This window comes from Pedococcus bigeumensis, assembly GCF_039531795.1.
Taxonomy (GTDB): domain Bacteria; phylum Actinomycetota; class Actinomycetes; order Actinomycetales; family Dermatophilaceae; genus Pedococcus; species Pedococcus bigeumensis.
The window spans coordinates 61152-76687 of the sequence record NZ_BAAAQS010000001.1; the positions used below are offsets into that span (position 1 = coordinate 61152).

At 72.1% G+C, this 15536-nt stretch carries 15 protein-coding genes; 10 read left to right on the forward strand and 5 right to left on the reverse strand.

What is annotated here, in order from left to right:
• The first annotated feature begins 127 nt into the window (after positions 1–127).
• From ABD262_RS00300 to ABD262_RS00315, 4 genes are read left to right on the forward strand one after another with little or no spacing between them, the layout of a single operon-like run.
• Complete coding sequence (locus tag ABD262_RS00300; protein WP_344129434.1) at positions 128–1078, forward strand: proline dehydrogenase family protein; 951 nt, start codon at positions 128–130, stop codon at positions 1076–1078.
• 54 nt (positions 1079–1132) lie between these two features.
• Positions 1133–1939, forward strand: a complete 807-nt coding sequence (proC, locus tag ABD262_RS00305) for a pyrroline-5-carboxylate reductase (protein WP_344129437.1) — start codon at positions 1133–1135, stop codon at positions 1937–1939.
• Positions 1932–2516 (forward strand): GNAT family N-acetyltransferase, encoded by a 585-nt coding sequence (locus ABD262_RS00310; protein ID WP_344129440.1) that lies wholly within the window; start codon positions 1932–1934, stop codon positions 2514–2516. Before proC ends, ABD262_RS00310 begins: the two co-directional genes overlap by 8 nt.
• Before the next feature lie 53 nt (positions 2517–2569).
• Positions 2570–3109 carry a GNAT family N-acetyltransferase gene (locus ABD262_RS00315; RefSeq protein WP_344129443.1) on the forward strand — a complete coding sequence of 180 codons (540 nt, stop codon included), beginning with the start codon at positions 2570–2572 and terminating at the stop codon, positions 3107–3109.
• A 67-nt stretch (positions 3110–3176) separates the two neighbouring features.
• On the opposite strand, the gene ABD262_RS00320 is transcribed toward ABD262_RS00315, so the two are convergent.
• Positions 3177–3860, reverse strand: coding sequence for a potassium channel family protein (locus ABD262_RS00320; RefSeq protein WP_425564781.1), 684 nt, complete (start codon positions 3858–3860; stop codon positions 3177–3179).
• A gap of 88 nt (positions 3861–3948) precedes the next feature.
• On the opposite strand from ABD262_RS00320, the gene ABD262_RS00325 reads away from it, so the two are divergent.
• Both ABD262_RS00325 and ABD262_RS00330 read left to right on the forward strand, forming a co-directional pair.
• Positions 3949–5145, forward strand: coding sequence for an acetoin utilization protein AcuC (locus ABD262_RS00325; protein ID WP_344129449.1), 1197 nt, complete (start codon positions 3949–3951; stop codon positions 5143–5145).
• A 195-nt stretch (positions 5146–5340) separates the two neighbouring features.
• Positions 5341–5541: a helix-turn-helix domain-containing protein gene (locus tag ABD262_RS00330; RefSeq protein ID WP_056915613.1), complete on the forward strand. Its 201-nt coding sequence runs from the start codon at positions 5341–5343 to the stop codon at positions 5539–5541.
• A gap of 84 nt (positions 5542–5625) precedes the next feature.
• Here ABD262_RS00330 and ABD262_RS00335 read toward each other — a convergent pair whose 3' ends face one another.
• Positions 5626–8862 carry a M36 family metallopeptidase gene (locus ABD262_RS00335; RefSeq protein WP_344129459.1) on the reverse strand — a complete coding sequence of 1079 codons (3237 nt, stop codon included), beginning with the start codon at positions 8860–8862 and terminating at the stop codon, positions 5626–5628.
• A 258-nt stretch (positions 8863–9120) separates the two neighbouring features.
• Here ABD262_RS00335 and ABD262_RS00340 point away from each other — a divergent pair, with 258 nt between their 5' ends.
• The 3 genes from ABD262_RS00340 to ABD262_RS00350 all read left to right on the forward strand — a co-directional run bounded on the left by ABD262_RS00340 (position 9121) and on the right by ABD262_RS00350 (position 11883).
• Positions 9121–9219, forward strand: coding sequence for a 30S ribosomal protein bS22 (locus tag ABD262_RS00340; RefSeq protein ID WP_003792170.1), 99 nt, complete (start codon positions 9121–9123; stop codon positions 9217–9219).
• 121 nt (positions 9220–9340) lie between these two features.
• On the forward strand, positions 9341–10390 hold the full coding sequence (locus ABD262_RS00345; RefSeq protein WP_344129462.1) for an NAD-dependent epimerase/dehydratase family protein: 1050 nt from the start codon (positions 9341–9343) through the stop codon (positions 10388–10390).
• Positions 10390–11883 (forward strand): lysophospholipid acyltransferase family protein, encoded by a 1494-nt coding sequence (locus ABD262_RS00350; protein ID WP_344129465.1) that lies wholly within the window; start codon positions 10390–10392, stop codon positions 11881–11883. The genes ABD262_RS00345 and ABD262_RS00350 overlap by 1 nt, the downstream gene beginning before the upstream one ends.
• Before the next feature lie 84 nt (positions 11884–11967).
• Here the strand turns inward: ABD262_RS00350 and ABD262_RS00355 are convergent, their stop codons facing one another.
• The 3 genes from ABD262_RS00355 to ABD262_RS00365 all read right to left on the reverse strand — a co-directional run bounded on the left by ABD262_RS00355 (position 11968) and on the right by ABD262_RS00365 (position 15081).
• On the reverse strand, positions 11968–13134 hold the full coding sequence (locus ABD262_RS00355) for a hypothetical protein (RefSeq protein WP_344129468.1): 1167 nt from the start codon (positions 13132–13134) through the stop codon (positions 11968–11970).
• A 186-nt stretch (positions 13135–13320) separates the two neighbouring features.
• Entirely contained in the window at positions 13321–14094 is a 774-nt protein-coding gene (locus ABD262_RS00360) for a sigma-70 family RNA polymerase sigma factor (RefSeq protein WP_344129471.1), read from the reverse strand.
• Positions 14095–14274: 180 nt separating this feature from the next.
• Positions 14275–15081: an HAD family hydrolase gene (locus ABD262_RS00365; RefSeq protein ID WP_344129474.1), complete on the reverse strand. Its 807-nt coding sequence runs from the start codon at positions 15079–15081 to the stop codon at positions 14275–14277.
• A gap of 88 nt (positions 15082–15169) precedes the next feature.
• Here ABD262_RS00365 and ABD262_RS00370 point away from each other — a divergent pair, with 88 nt between their 5' ends.
• Positions 15170–15457, forward strand: a complete 288-nt coding sequence (locus ABD262_RS00370; protein ID WP_344129477.1) for a glutaredoxin family protein — start codon at positions 15170–15172, stop codon at positions 15455–15457.
• Positions 15458–15536: the final 79 nt, after the last annotated feature.

A 15536-nucleotide genomic window follows, 5' to 3' on the forward strand; every position in this document is an offset into this window, starting at 1 on the left:
CGCCGGAGCCGTCCGCACTGCCTGAGCCCGATCCGCCGCGTGGGGCCACCCACGCGGCGGTCCGGGCTCGCGGCGGTTAGCCTTGACGCCGCCGCGAGATCCGCGGCGAAAGGTCGGAAGGACACCCGTGGACGCCAGTGACCTGCTGCGCAACAGCCTGCTCCAGCTCTCCAGGAGCGGTGCTGTGCGACAGACGATCGAGAAGGCGCCCGTGAGCCGCAGCGTGGTCCGGCGGTTCGTGCCCGGGGAACGCACCGAGGACGCCGTGTCCGCGACGGCGGAGCTGCGGTCGACCAACCGCCTGGCCACCATCGACTACCTCGGCGAGGACACCACCGACCTCACCCAGGCCATCCGCACCCGTGACCACTACATCGACCTGCTGAAGGCGCTCGCCGACGCCGACCTGTCGCAGCACGGCATGGGCGAGGTGAGCCTGAAGCTGTCGGCGCTCGGTCAGTACCTGCCCGGCGACGGCGACAAGATCGCGCTCGAGCACGCCCGCGAGATCTGCCAGGCCGCCGCGAACGCCGGGACCACGGTGACCCTCGACATGGAGGACCACACCACCACCGACGCCACCCTGGAGTCGCTGCGAGAGCTGCGCCAGGACTTCCCGTGGGTGGGCGCCGTGATCCAGTCCTACCTGCGCCGCAGCGAGGGCGACTGCCGCGACCTGGCCCACGAGGGCAGCCGGGTCCGGCTGTGCAAGGGGGCCTACAAGGAGCCCGAGTCGGTGGCCTTCCAGAGCAGCTCCGACGTCGACCAGAACTACGTGCGCTGCCTCAAGATCCTGATGGCCGGCGAGGGTTACCCGATGGTCGCCAGCCACGACCCCCGGCTGGTCGAGATCGCCGGGGCCCTGGCCGCCCACCACGGGCGCGACGCCGACAGCTACGAGTACCAGATGCTCTACGGCATCCGTCCCGAGGAGCAGAAGCGGATCGCGGACCGTGGCAACCAGATGCGGGTCTACATCCCCTACGGCGAGGAGTGGTACGGCTACCTCATGCGCCGGATGGCCGAGCGTCCCGCCAACACGATGTTCTTCCTGCGCGGCCTGGCCACCAAGAACTGACGGTCGCGCGCAAAGGCCGCGCGCCGGCACCACGACGACTGGAAGACTGTCGGCATGGGAACTGTGGCAATACTCGGCGCCGGGGTGATGGGCGAGACGCTGTTGTCGGGACTGATCCGGTCAGGGCGCAGCGCTGACGAGCTGATCGTGACCGCTCGCCGGGCCGATCGCGCCGAAGAGCTGGCCCAGCGGTACGGCGTGCGGGCGATGTCCAACATCGAGGCGGCCGAGGCCGCCGACACCCTGGTCCTCGTCGTGAAGCCGCAGGACATGGGCGGCCTGGTCGAGGAGATCGGTGACCACGTGTCCGCGGGCAACCTCGTCGTGAGCCTGGCCGCCGGCATCCCCACGCAGTACCTCGAGAGCCGGCTGCCGGCTGGGGTGGCCGTCGTCCGGGTCATGCCCAACACGCCGGCCCTGGTCGACCAGGGGATGGCTGCGGTGAGCCCGGGGCGCAGCGCCGACGCCGTGCACCTGGAGGAGGCGGCCGAGCTGCTGCGGTCCTGTGGCCGGGTGGTCCAGGTCGCGGAGAAGCACCAGGACGCGGTGACCGCGATCAGCGGCAGCGGGCCGGCCTACATCTTCTACGTGGTCGAGGCGATGATCGAGGCGGGCGTGGTGCTCGGCCTGCCCCGGCCCACCGCGACCGAGCTCGTGGTCCAGACCCTCTTCGGCGCCGCGACGATGATGCGGGAGACCGGTCAGCACCCGACCGTGCTGCGCGAGCAGGTCACCTCACCCGGCGGGACCACCGCCGCGGCGCTGCGCCAGCTCGACGACCACAAGGTCCGGGCCGCGTTCATCACGGCGATGGAGGCGGCGGCCAACCGCTCGCACGAGCTGGCGTCGGGGAATGACTGACCCGGGCGCCGGGTCGAGCCCTGCCCCGGCGGTCGGGCCGAGCCCTGGCCCGGACGTTGCTCCCGCCCCTGCCCTGACCATCAGGCCGGTCGAGCCCTCGGTCTGGCAGGTCTACCGCGCGGTGCGGCTGGCCATGCTGCTCGACACCCCGCTCGCCTACGGCAGCAGCTTCGCGCGCGAGATCGCCTTTCCCGACGAGCTCTGGGTCGAGCGGATGGCCGACAGCGACGGTTGGCTGGCCTTCGAGGGTGAGCTCCCGGTGGGGGCGGTGACGTCCTTCCACGCACCCGGCCAGGCTGACGACGAGACCTACCTGGTGGCGATGTGGGTGGCGTCCCACGCGCGGGGTCGCGGCGTGGCCGACCAGCTCGTGCGGGCCCTGCTCGACCACGCTCGTCGCGCCGGCCGGCGGCGGGTCCTGCTCGACGTGGCCGACGACAACGAGCGGGCGATCGGCTTCTACGAGCGGGTCGGGTTCACCCGCACGGGACGCACGGGCGAGCTGCCCCACCAGCCCTCGGTGACGGAGTTCGAGATGGAGCTGGTGCTGGGCGAGCTGCCGGTCGGCTCTGGGTGAACACTCGGCAGCTCCAGTGCCGATGGACCCGGTGATCGTGCGACAGTGGGGTCATGAGCGACATCACCGTGCGTGCCCTGGGTGAGGACGAGTGGGAGCAGTACCGATCGGTGCGGCTGAACGCTCTCGAGGAATCGCCCGAGGCCTTCGTGGCCACCGCCGACGAGGAACGCGCCTACGACGAGGACTTCTGGCGCACCCGGATGCGGCGCAGCCAGCGGCTGCTCGCCGAGCAGGACGGTGCCCCCGTCGGTGTCGCCAGCCTGGGCCAGGCCCGCCAGGAGGGTGAGAAGGAGAACGCGAAGGTGGCCGAGCTCTTCGGCCTCTGGGTCACGCCCGCCGCGCGGGGCACGGGAGTCGCCAGCCAGCTCGTGCAGGCCGGCGCCGATGCCGCCCGCAGGCAGGGCCGCAGCCACCTCGCCTACTGGGTCGGAGCCGACAACGGTCGTGCCGTGGCGTTCGCGAGCGGGTTCGGTTTCCGGCCGACCGACAGTCGTCGACCCATGCGGGTCAAGGGCGCCGACGACGGCGACGAGGACGAGGTGGCCATGGTGCTGCCGCTCGGCGAGGACCGCGGCGTCCCGAACCTCTGAGCCACTCGCCATGTGCGACGCGGGTATGCCGCCCAGCCAGGACTGCGGCGTCCCCGACGTCCGAGGGCTACGGGCGGGAGGCGAGCCGGTCGAGCAGGTCGGTCGGCCCGCTGACGATCAGGGTGTCGTGCGCGGTCACCTTGGTCTCGGGCACGGCATACGTGAAGTCGCTGTGGGGTGACTTCACGCCCACGACGGTCACCCCGTACTTGCTGCGAATCGCGCTCTGCTTCAACGTGAACCCGATGGCTTCCTGCGGCGGCTTCATCTTGACGATCGCGAAGCCGTCGTCGAACTCGATATAGTCCATCAGCTTGCCGTTGAGCAGGTGGGCGACGCGGCGTCCGCTGTCGACCTCGGGGGAGATGACGTGGTGCACCCCGATCCGGTCGAGGATGCGTGCGTGCTCCGGCGACAGGGCCTTGGCCCAGATCGTGGGGATGCCGGCGTCGACGAGGTTCATCGCGCAGAGCACCGAGGCCTCCACCGACGAGCCGATGCCGACCACCGCGATCTGGAAGCTGCGCGCCTTGAGGTTGGCGAGCGCCTGCGGCTGGGCCGCGTCGGCCTGCACGATGCGGGTCACCCTGCCCAGGAACGACTCTGCGAGCTGGGGGTCGCGCTCGACGGCCACCACGTGGTGGCCGAGACGCTGCAGCTCGATCGCCACCGCACCGCCGAACCGGCCGAGACCGATGACGAGGACGTCGTCCTCGTAGAGCTTCTTCGCCACTGCGGCCCTCCGCGGCATCGGGAATGGTGAGACCTCCCACGCTAGCGCGTCCCTGCAGGTGGGACCGCGCTGTCGGGAATCGTCGCGCGACGGGTAGCGTCGGGCCATGCCCTCACAGGTGCGGGTGGTCTGGGACCCCGGCTTCACCGCCTATGACTTCGGACCGGGTCATCCCATGAGCCCGGTCCGGCTCGACCTGACCGCCCGGCTCTGTGAGGCGATGGGGGTGTTCGACCACGAGGGGGTCGAGGTCTTCTCGCCCCCGGTGCCCGACGACGACGTGCTGACCACGGTCCACACCGCGGACTACGTCGCCGCGGTGCGTGCCGCGTCCGAGGACCCGGGAGCTGCCGACCCGGCGTACGGGCTGGGCACCGAGGACGACCCGGGGTTCGCCGGCATGCACGACGCGAGCGCCCGCGTGGTCGAGGGCACTCGGCAGGTGTGCGCCGACGTCTGGGAGGGCCGGGCGCAGCACGGCGTCAACTTCTGCGGCGGGCTGCACCACGCGATGGCGGGCAACGCCGCAGGGTTCTGCATCTACAACGACATCGCCGTCGGCATCCAGTGGCTGCTCGACCACGGCGCCAAGCGGGTGGCCTACGTCGACGTCGACGTCCACCACGGCGACGGCGTCGAACGGATCTTCTGGGACGACCCGCGGGTGCTCACCGTGTCGATGCACGAGTCGGGTCGCGCGCTCTTCCCCGGCACCGGCTTCGCCGGCGACATCGGCGGCCCGAAGGCGCAGGGGGATGCCGTCAACGTCGCCCTGCCCCCGGGCACCGGCGACTCGGCCTGGCTGCGGGCGCTGTACTCGACCGCCCTGCCGCTGGTGCGCGCCTTCAAGCCTGACGTGCTCGTCACCCAGCACGGCTGCGACACCCATGCGCAGGACCCGCTCGCGCACCTGGCGATGTCGGTGGACGCCCAGCGGATGGCCGCCGACGCGCTGCACCGGCTGTCGCACGAGGTCTGCGACGGCCGCTGGGTGGCGCTGGGCGGCGGGGGCTACGAGCTGGTGCAGGTCGTGCCGAGGACCTGGACCCACCTGACCGCCATCGCGGCGCACCAGCCGATCGCGCTGACCGAGCCCGTGCCGCAGGACTGGCTCGACCACGTGCGGCAGGCCTTCGGTCGCGAGGGGCCGCGCCGGATGGGCGACCTCGACCCGGCCGCCGGCCCGATCTGGCACCAGCCCTGGGACATGGGCTACAACCCCCACGACGAGGTCGACCGGTCCATCATGGCCACCCGGCAGGCGGTCTTCGCCCTGCACGGGCTGGACGCCTGGTTCGACTGACCACCGGGCGGCGCAGGAGTGACACCCGTGTGATTCATCGGGGCCCTGCGGCGTGTCGACTGGACAAGCGGGAAGAAGTTTTTCCATTGGCTTCCCCACGAGTCACATCAGCCCCTACAGTTCCTTCTGCACGCGAGTAGAGGTCCGCCGGAAGGGAAGCCGGCGATGCGCGCGTGTAGAAGATCGAGGTAACACATGTCCAACGAGCGACAGCTCGCCGAGGTGCGGTTCCTGACCGTTGCCGAGGTGGCCTCGATCATGCGCGTGTCGAAGATGACGGTGTACCGCATGGTGCACGCAGGCGAGCTTCCCGCCATTCGCGTGGGGCGGTCCTTCCGGGTCCCGGAGGACGCCGTGCACAAGTACCTGCGAACGTCCTACGTCGACACCGCCTGATTGGTGCTGGCCGCACGACGACAGGGTGGGCCGGGACGACAGTCCCGGCCCACCCTGTCCGTTGCGGGGCTCGGCAGCCCCGGGTCAGCGGTTGTCGACGGCCGTGACCGCCACCGAGACGTTCGCTCCGGTGTAGAGCTGGGTCAGCAGGTAGACCGAGCCGGGCGGGATGACCGCCGACTCGTCGGCGGCCGCGGTGGCCACCGATCCGGTGAGCTGGCAGGCACTGTCCAGGAAGTACAGGTCCAGGTCGTGGCCCACGGTCGCATCGGAGTCGCCGGTGCCCTTGACGGAGACCGAGTGCAGCCCGTCGGAGAACCCGAGCGGGAACTTCGTGACCCAGCCGTCGGCGCCCTGGCTGGCCGGCGGGAACGTGCACGCGGTGTTCATCTCGGTGCCGGTCACGCCGAACACGTTCTGCAGGCCGGTCGGGTCACCGGCTGCGGGGTTGGGCGCGACGATCGTGCCCGAGTCGGTGTACGCCGGGTCCGGCGTGACCGAGCCGTTGGCGACGGTCGCCCCCGACCCGAAGACCTCGATGTCCGCGACCTGCGCCGACGTCGTCGTGTCGCCCTGCACGGAGTCGACGAAGAACCGCACGTATGCGGCCTTGACCGGCTTGGCCAGCGCGAACGTCGCGAAGTTCAGGTCGGGCGCGGTCGGCCGCGGCGCGGCATACGCGAAGCCACCGGTGCGGACCGTGGTCCAGCTGACGCCGTCGGTCGAGGTCTGCACGGTGAAGTCCTTCAGCGCCTCGAACCGTGAGGCGTTGGTGGCCTTGAACGCGCTGACGCGCAGGCTGCTCACCGTCGCGGGCGCCGCCAGCTGCACCGTGACGCGCTGGTCCGGGCCGGCGTTGTATGCCGTGGCGCCGGCCTTGGTGGACCACACCGACGCGGCGGTGTCGTCGAAGGCGAACTTCGCGGGGGCGCCGTCGTCCTCGCTGGAGACGCTGACGACCCGGGCGCCGGCCGCGGTGGAGGCCAGGTTGGGGGCGAGCTTGATCGTCCTGGCCGTGTTGCGGCCGGCCGTCACCACGAACGCGTCGATGGTCTGGACGCCGAACCCCGGTGCCTGGATGGTCAGCGGGTAGGTGCCGGCGAGCGCCTTGATGCTGGCGCCGCCGAACGAGCCGGTCCGGACGAGGGGGGTGACCCGCGCCTCGAAGCGGCCGAGGATGACCTTGGCGTTGCTGACCGGCTGGCCCGTGGTCGCGTTGACGAGGGTCAGTGCGGCCGTGCCGTTCTTCGCGGCGACCGGGTGGTCGAAGCCGGGGGTCGGGTCGGTGTCGTCGCCGGTGTCGGAGTGGGCGCTGGCGCCTGCGCCCCGCTTGGCGAAGACCGACCAGATCAGGTCGGTGTCGTCACCGTGGTAGCGGTCGAGGTCGGCCGAGAGGATGCCGTCACGGGCGTCGAGGAAGCTCGGGTCCGGGGCGGTCAGGGGCATCCCGTCCGTGATCAGGCGCGCGGCCACCTCCGCGCCCTGGGCGGCCCCGTAGCGCGCCACCAGGGCCTTGCGCAGGTCCCACAGCGTCGCGGTCCAGATCTCGCCGTCGGCGTGCACCTCCGGACCGGTCAGGTCGTAGCCGATGTCGCCGAACGTCGTCGGGTTCTGGTCGTAGTTCCAGTTGCGGATGCCCCGGGTGGGGTTGCCGGTGACGTAGTCACCGACGACGGGCTTGCTGAGCAGCCCGGCCTCGAAGCCGTGGTTGAGGGCGTACCAGTCGGACCAGCCCTCACCCATCGACCCCGCCTGCTGCGAGCCGAGCGCGCTGCCGCCGGCGACGTAGCGGGTCGACAGCCCGTGCGTGTACTCGTGCTGGATCACGCTCATATCGAACGAGCCGTCGCGGTAGGGACCCTCGAAGGCGTCGTCGATGGGCTCCCAGAGGAACATGCCGCTCCACGGCGGGATACCGTCGTCCAGGGTGAGCATGTAGGCGTTGTCCCGCCCGGTGTAGGTCGGGCTGCCACCGGAGGCGGCGCCGGCCTGCACCAGCCCGCGCACCGGGTCACCGCCGGAGCCGCCGTTGCCGCCGTTGTCCAGCTGGAAGTTGCCGGCCGTCTCGGTGAACCCGAGGGCGTAGTACTCGTCGTGGATCCGGTTGTGCTGGAAGAACAGGTTGGTCGCGGCCGGGTCGAGGTCCTGGGCGTAGGACGGCGGGACGGTCTGGCCCTTGGTGGCCGCCCACTGGTTCGTGTACGAGTAGCTGAAGTTGCCGGTGGGGGAGACCGGGCGGGGGGCGTTGTCCACGGGGCCGATGTAGTTGGACCAGTTGGCGTAGGTGTCGGCGTTGTTGCCGTACGTCGTGACCCCGGTCCCCACCAGCCCGGTCGGGTCGACCCAGCCCTTGGGGGACTGTGCGGTCGGGCCGAAGGACTGCTGGCGCGGCTGGCCGCCCTTGGCGGCTCCCGGGTAGTTGTCGTAGACGGTGCCCTGCGGGTCGCTCTCGAAGTCGACGACCGAGGTCCGGTAGAGGGTGCGTCCGGTGGTGCCGTCGACGACGACCTCCCAGGCCTCCTGCGGGCTCTTGAGGAAGTACACCTTGTAGGCCGCCACGGGGCCGGCCTTGGTCCCGAAGGTCACCTTCTTCACGTAGGACGGACCGCCGAACGGTCCCCTCGCGTAGGTGGTGTAGCCGGCCTGGGTGCCAGTCGCCTTGGGGGCGTAGGCGACGCCGGGCGCGAGGCCGCCGGCGACCTTGAGCAGCGCGGCTGCTTCCCCGAGCACCCACCCGCCGCTGAGGTTCGCTCCGGGCGTGGGGTCACCGGCATACGACAGCACCTTGCCGTCGCGCGTGACGGCGACGTTCAGGCGACCGCCGCGGGCAGCGGCGACGCCGTCGGTGGTCTGGACGAAGTCCACGACGTGTGTGCCGGTCGTGGGCAGCGTGTGGTCGCGGACCACGGCGAGCGAGTCGACCTGGGCGGTGCTCAGCCCGAAGGCGGCGGCGTTGCCGCGCAGCCAGGTGCGCGCCACGGTCACGGCCGACCCGGCCGTCGCCGCGGTGAGGTAGCCGTCGGTGCGGACCGAACGCAGCGTGCCGAACCGCTCGTCCCAGGTGGCGCGGGTGCCGTTGCCGGCCTTGGCCAGCAGCGCCGATGCAGCCGCGCGCGCCGCCGTCGTCGGAGCCACGGCGTCCTTCACCGCCCGCGTGTCCAGGGTCTTGGTCAAGGCGTCGACGGTGTCGCCGAGGGCGGGGAGCACCGGGGCGGCGGGCAGGGCGGCCGAGGCCGTGGAGAGGGGCAGGGCGGTGGCGGCCGCAGTCAGCAGGCACACCCCGATTCCCAGTGGTCTGACAGCGGGGTGCTTACGGGACATGGTCGACGTCTCCTGCGCTCTGCGGGCTCTCACCGGCCCGGGTGAGATGACAACGACACCGGGCGGCAGGGGGTTACTGGCGAGTTCTGTCGGGCTCGCGACCGGTGTGTGACGGATCCCCGCCATCGGCGCCCGGCGTCCGGCTCCCGGGCGGCGGGTTTGGGTCGTGGGGTCGCGGGCCGCTAGAGTGACGTCCACAGTTCGGCGTGGTGCGTTCGTTGCCCCGTCCGGCAACACGACCACGACCAAGAGGACATCATGGGCTCTGTCATCAAGAAGCGCCGCAAGCGCATGGCGAAGAAGAAGCACCGCAAGCTGCTTCGCAAGACGCGCCACCAGCGACGCAACAAGAAGTGACCGAAGGCCCCCGCACTGCGGGGGCCTTCGCTCTGTCCCTCCCGGTCGCTGGGATGGACGTCACCCTCCGGGCATGGACGTCAGGCTCGCGCCGGCGGGCCCGGTCGGTAGGGTCTGCACTGTGGCTGACGTCGTACTCGTGACGGGCGTCTCGAGGTATCTCGGGGGGCAGTTCGCGCGCGCCCTCACGGCCGACCCGTCGGTCCAGCGCGTGATCGGCGTCGACGTGATCCCGCCGCCCGGCGACATCGGCCGGGCCGAGTTCGTGCGCGCCGACATCCGGAACCCGATGATCGGCAAGATCATCGCCCAGTCCGAGGTCGACACCGTCGTGCACATGAACGTCATCGCCACCCCGACCCACGCCGGCGGGCGGACCTCCCAGAAGGAGATCAACGTCATCGGCACCATGCAGCTGCTCGCTGCGTGCCAGAAGGCCACGAGCATCAAGCGCCTGGTCGTGAAGTCGTCGGCCGCCGTCTACGGGTCCAGCCCCCGCGACCCCGCGATGTTCACCGAGGACATGGGCCCGAAGTCGTTGCCCCGCGCGGGGTTCGGCAAGGACTCGGTCGAGGTCGAGGGCTACGTGCGGGGCTTCTCGCGCCGTCGCCCCGACGTCGAGATCTCCATGCTCCGCTTCGCCAACATCATCGGCCGCGGCATCCGCACCTCGCTGACCGACTACTTCGCCCTCCCGGTCGTGCCCGTGCCGTTCGGCTACGACGCCCGGTTGCAGTTCGTCCACGAGACCGACGCCATCGCCTCGCTCCTCATGGCCACGACCGGCCCGAGCAGCGGCATCACCAACATCGCCGGCGACGGCGTGATCACCGTGGCCCAGGCCGCGGGGATGGCCCGACGCCCGATCGTGCCGGTGCCGATGCCCGCGGCGGGGATCTTCGGCAACCTCGTCAAGCGCTCGGGGCTCGCCGACTTCAGCAGCGACCAGATCCAGTTCCTGGCCTACGGCCGCGGGCTGGACACCCGGCGGATGCGCGAGGTGATGGGCTTCGAGCCCGCCTACACGACGCGCGCCGCCTTCCAGGACTATGCCGACGGCGTCGGTTCGGTGATCCCGGGCGTGGGGATGCTCGGTGCCGCCGTCACCGGTGCTGCGGGGAGTGCCGCCAGCGCGATCAGCCATGTGTGGGCTGCAGGGAGGAACGACTGATGGCCTCGACCTCCGGCGCCAAGGCGTCGAAGAAGCCGACCGCCCGCAAGGGGGCGCTGGCGGCGGGAGCCGCCCGCGCCTCGGGGGAGCGGGCCAAGCGCCGCAGCACGCCCCTCCTCGCGGCGGTCGACGCGGCCGCGCCCGAGACCGCGCCCGGGTCCAGCGCCCAACCCACGACCCGGTCCACGACGCGGTCCACGACCGGCACGACGGCCGACCGCGACGCCTCGGACACCTCGGACGCCGTCACCGTCCGGCGGGCCGCTGAGCCGGCTGCCGGCGGCGACGCGACGAAGGACGGCCCGGTCGAGCCGACCTCGAGCGGGAAGCACCGACCTCGTCCGGTGGCCAAGGCGGTGCCGACCCGCAAGGCAGTGGCGCGCTCCGGCGCCCGCGCGGCCAGGGCGGCCAGGTCGACCGTGCCCACCGGAGCCGCCCGGGAGGCGACCGGCGCCGCGAAGCCGGCCGCGCGGCATACCCAGGCGCCGAAGGTGCGGGTGCTCAAGGCGGTCACCGACGAGGTCGTCCTTCCCGAGGCCATCGACTCCGCCGCGGGCTCGGGCTCGCGCAGCGTGGCCCCCGGTGTCGAGGAGCTGCTGACAGCCGGGATCGCTGCCGTGCGCGTGGCGGCCGAGGCCGCGGGCATCTCGCCCGACGACGTCGAGCGCCACATCGCGTCGCTGCTGTCGTTCGTGCGGCGGCGGGTGACCGGCGACTACACCGTCGACGAGTTCGGGTTCGACGAGGACTTCACCCGGCACTTCTACCTCCCGGTGCTGCGCCCGCTCTACCGGTCGTGGTTCCGGGTCGAGGTGCGCGGCATCGAGAACATCCCGGCCGAGGGCGGTGGGCTGGTGGTGGCCAACCACTCGGGCACCATCGCGATGGACTCGCTGATGACCCAGGTGGCCGTCCACGACGAGCACCCGGCGCACCGGCACCTGCGGATGCTCGGCGCCGACCTCGTCTTCCAGACCCCCGTGGTGGGGCAGGTCGCCCGCAAGTCCGGCTCGACCCTCGCCGCCAACCCCGACGCCGAGCGGCTGCTGTCCAGCGGCGAGCTCTGCGGCGTGTGGCCCGAAGGCTTCAAGGGTGTGGGCAAGCCGTTCAGCGAGCGCTACAAGCTCCAGCGGTTCGGGCGGGGCGGGTTCGTCTCGGCCGCGCTGCGCACCGGCGTGCCGATCATCCCCTGCTCGATCGTCGGTGCCGAGGAGATCTACCCGATCATCGGCAACATGAAGACGGTCGCCCGGCTGCTGGGGGCTCCCTACGCGCCGATCACGCCCACCTGGCCGTTGCTCGGTCCGCTGGGGCTGATCCCGTTGCCCAGCAAGTGGATCATCGAGTTCGGGTCACCCGTGGAGACGGCCGACCTCGGCCCCAACGCCGCCGATGACCCGATGCTGGTCTTCGACCTCACCGACCAGGTCCGCGAGACGATCCAGCAGACGCTCTACTCGCTGCTGATGCAGCGGCGCTCCGTCTTCTTCTGACCCATCTTCTTCCGACCCGGCTCCGGCCACCCGCGTGGTCCAGCCGAGCCTGGGTCAGCCGTCTGCCGAGCGCGGCCAGGACGGTCAGGGGAGGGTCAGCGTCACGCCGGGCAGCGTGACCGGTCCGAGCGTGCTGCTGGGGACGGTCGCAGCCACGCTGCTCGTGCCGAGGCTCACCGTGGGGAGCGGCACCGTGGCCGTCACGGACGGGACGACCGGCACCGAGACGCTGAGCGTCGGAAGGCCCACGCTGGCGCCGGTCGTGCCCACGCTCGAGCCACCACCGCCGCCGCCGACGACAGGACCCGACGTGCTCGACCCGCCGGGCACAGGCACGCCGCCGGGCACGGTGACCGCGGTGTCGGGCACGGTGACACCACCCGAGCCGGACGCCGTGGGGGAGCCCGAGGGTGCCGTGGTCACGGACCCGGGCAGCGACGCGGGCCCGAGGGTCGAGGAGGCGACCCCGCTGCAGGCGCTCCCGCAGGCGGCGAGCCGACGGGCCGTGATCTGCTCGGTGTCGCGCAGCAGCGACTCCAGGACGGCCAGCTGCGGCAGCGACTCGGCCGGCACCTCGGTGCGCAGGGCCTCGAGCTGGGGGAGGGTGCGCGCGGTGAAGTCGCGCATCGCGAGCAGCGCCTGGGGGTTGCCGGTGCTGGCGTAGGAGGTGTCGAGCGCCTGCCGGCCCTTGCGCACCGAGTCGGCCGCGGCCGTCAGGGCCGTGTCGACGTCGGTGACCTGCCGGCTGCCCTCGGACAGGGTGCGGGCGTCCGAGACGTGGCCCTGCGCCTGCGACAGGTAGGTCTGGCCGCGCTCGAGGTCGTTGTCAGCGAGGCGGACGGCGACCCCGTCGAGCCAGCCCTTCACGGGGTAGAGCGCCTGGCCGGGAACGGCGGTGCGGGAGGCGACGCCGACGACTCCCCCGACCAGGAGCACGGACGCGGCGGCGCCGGCCAGCAGTCTGGGCAGCCCGCGGCCGACCACGACGACGACGGGGGTGGTGCGCGACGCGGCACGGCGGGCAGCGGCCGCCTTGGCGGCGCCGGGGCTCGGCGCCGGCATCCGGGCCGCCTCGGCCATCAGCCGGTCGCGCAGGGTGGCCACGAACGCCGCGTCGGCAGCAGGGACGGCAGAGGTCAGCCCCACGAGGTGGCGGCTGGTCTCGACGAGCTCGGCCAGGCCTTGGTCGGTGACGCGCTCGCCTTCGAGGGCGCGCTGGAAACGGTCTGCCGCGCGGTTCAGCACTGGCATGCCGACACCTCCCTCCCCAGCCCTGCTGCGACCCGTGCGGGGATCGAGGTGATCCACGCGGCCGTGTCGATGACGGTCTCTCGCGCTGAGAACGAGCGACTCCCCCGGAAGTTACGCGCCGAGACGTAGCGAAACCCGCCGCAAGCCGGGCCCGAGCCGGCGAGAACCGCACGCACCTCGACCGCCTCAGATGTCGACATCGGCGAGCTCCCTGTGCAGGGCCCGCACGGCGCGGAGCTGGAGCTGCTTGACCGCTCCCTCCGACTTGCCGAGCACCTTGGCCGTCTCGGCGAGGGTGAGCCCCTGGAGGAAGCGCAGCACCACGCACTCGGCCTGCTCGGGCTTGAGGCCCTTCACGGCCTCGAGGAGTCGCTCGTCGCGCAGCCGGTCGAGCACCTCGTGGTCGGGCGCAGCCTCCACCCGGGGGTCGGCGTCGAGCATGTCGGCGGTCGAGACCTCCATGCGGAAGCGCGCCGACTTGGCGTTGTCGGTGATCAGGTTGCGGGCGATGGTGATGAACCAGGCCGCGATGTCCCGGCCCTGCCAGGAGAAGGAGTCCATCCGGCGCAGGGCGCGCAGGAAGGTCTCGGAGGTGATGTCCTCGGCGAGCTGCCGGCCACCCACTCGCACGTAGACGTAGCGGTAGACCACGTCGACGTAGCGCTCGTAGAGCAGGCCGAACGCCTCGCTGTCACCGCGCTGCGCGAGCTCGACCAGCGCCGAGATGCGCTCGAAGTCCTGGGGTGCCTCGCCCGGACCGAACCCCGCACTGGCTGCGCTGCCCCCGTGGCTGGACCCGCCTCCCGACAGCGTGCCGGCGTCACCCGCGATGGTGAGCATGGCCCGGAGGCCGGCGAGGAAGTCCGCGGTCGCCGGACCCATCCCGTGGTCGCCGGCTGCGTGACCGATCGCCGGGGTGCTCGTTGCCCAGACCGGAGCGCTGCGGGCAGGACGGAGCACCGCGAGTCGGCTCGCGGCGCTGCGACGTGCTCGGATCCGGATGGGGGCCTCCTGACCGGGACAGTTTCCCCGATATCGGGCGGATTGTCAGGAGACCTGCGCCACACCCGTCACCCAGGGCGGCGGGACACAGGCCAACGTCCGCATCCGGACGCAAACAGGGGTATGCCGCGGTCGTCGCTAGCGGGAGCGGCGCCGGGCCGCGGCGGCCAGGGCGCCGGCGAGGGCGGTGGCCCCGACGGCCTGGACCCCGAACTTGGCGGCGCGCCGCCCGGTCCGGTAGTCACGGATGGTCCAGCCGTGCGCCCGGGCGTGGTCCCGCAACGCGCCGTCGGGGTTGATCGCGCACGGGTGCCCGACGAGGGAGAGCATCGGGATGTCGTTGGCCGAGTCCGAGTAGGCCGAGCACCGCCTGAGGTCGAAGCCGCGCTCAGCGGCGAGCGCCTCGATCGCGGTGGCCTTCGCCGCACCGTGCAGCGGCTCCCCGGCGAGGCGCCCGGTGTAGATGCCGTCGACGGACTCGGCCACGGTGCCGAGCGCCCCGGTGAGCCCGAGCCGGTCGGCGATCACCCGGGCGACCTCCACCGGCGTCGCGGTGACGAGCCAGACCTCCTGGCCCTCGTCGAGGTGCATGCGCGTCAGGGCCTGCGTCCCGGGCCAGATCTTGTCCTGCATCGCCTCGTCGAAGATCTCCTCGCCGATGGCGCCGATCTCGGCCACCGAGTGGCCCGCGATGAAGCCGAGCGCCTGCTCGCGGATCTTCGCGACGTGGTCGAGGCTCTCCCCGAGGGCGGCGTAGCGCAGCTGCTTCCATGCCATCGCGCTGACGTCGCGAACGGTGAAGAAGCCGCGGCGCCAGAGCCCGAGCGCGAGCAGCCAGATGCTGGCGCCCCGCAGGACGGTGTTGTCGACGTCGAAGAACGCGGCGGCAGTGGGGTCGGCCGGGGTCAGGAGCGCCTGGTCCAGCTCGCTCGGCCGCTCGCTCATGGCAGCCAGCCTAGGGCGGTGGGCGAGGTCACCGGCCCCGGGGCCGGGCCGCGCCCGCCGTGGCGGCCGCGCGGCATACGCTCGGGGGGTGTCCGGAACCGCCCCCCCCGCCGAGCCCCCTGAGGGCCCGGCGCCCGCCGAGGTGCGCATCACGCTGGTGAGCAAGCCCGGCTGCCACCTGTGCGACACGGCCCGCGAGGTCATCGGCCGGGTGGCCGCCGACCTGGGGGTGGGCTGGGTGGAGCGGTCGATCGAGGACGACCCCGCACTCAAGGAGCAGTACTGGGAGCAGATCCCGGTGACCTTCGTCGACGGGCGGCAGCACGACTACTGGCGGGTCGACGAAACGCGGCTCAGGTCCGCCCTCGCGCGCTGAGCGGAGCGGTCGGGGCGACCGGCGGATCGAGCACGAAGTGACGCGGCTCACGCCCCCGACGGGGCGGTCGCTTGTGACT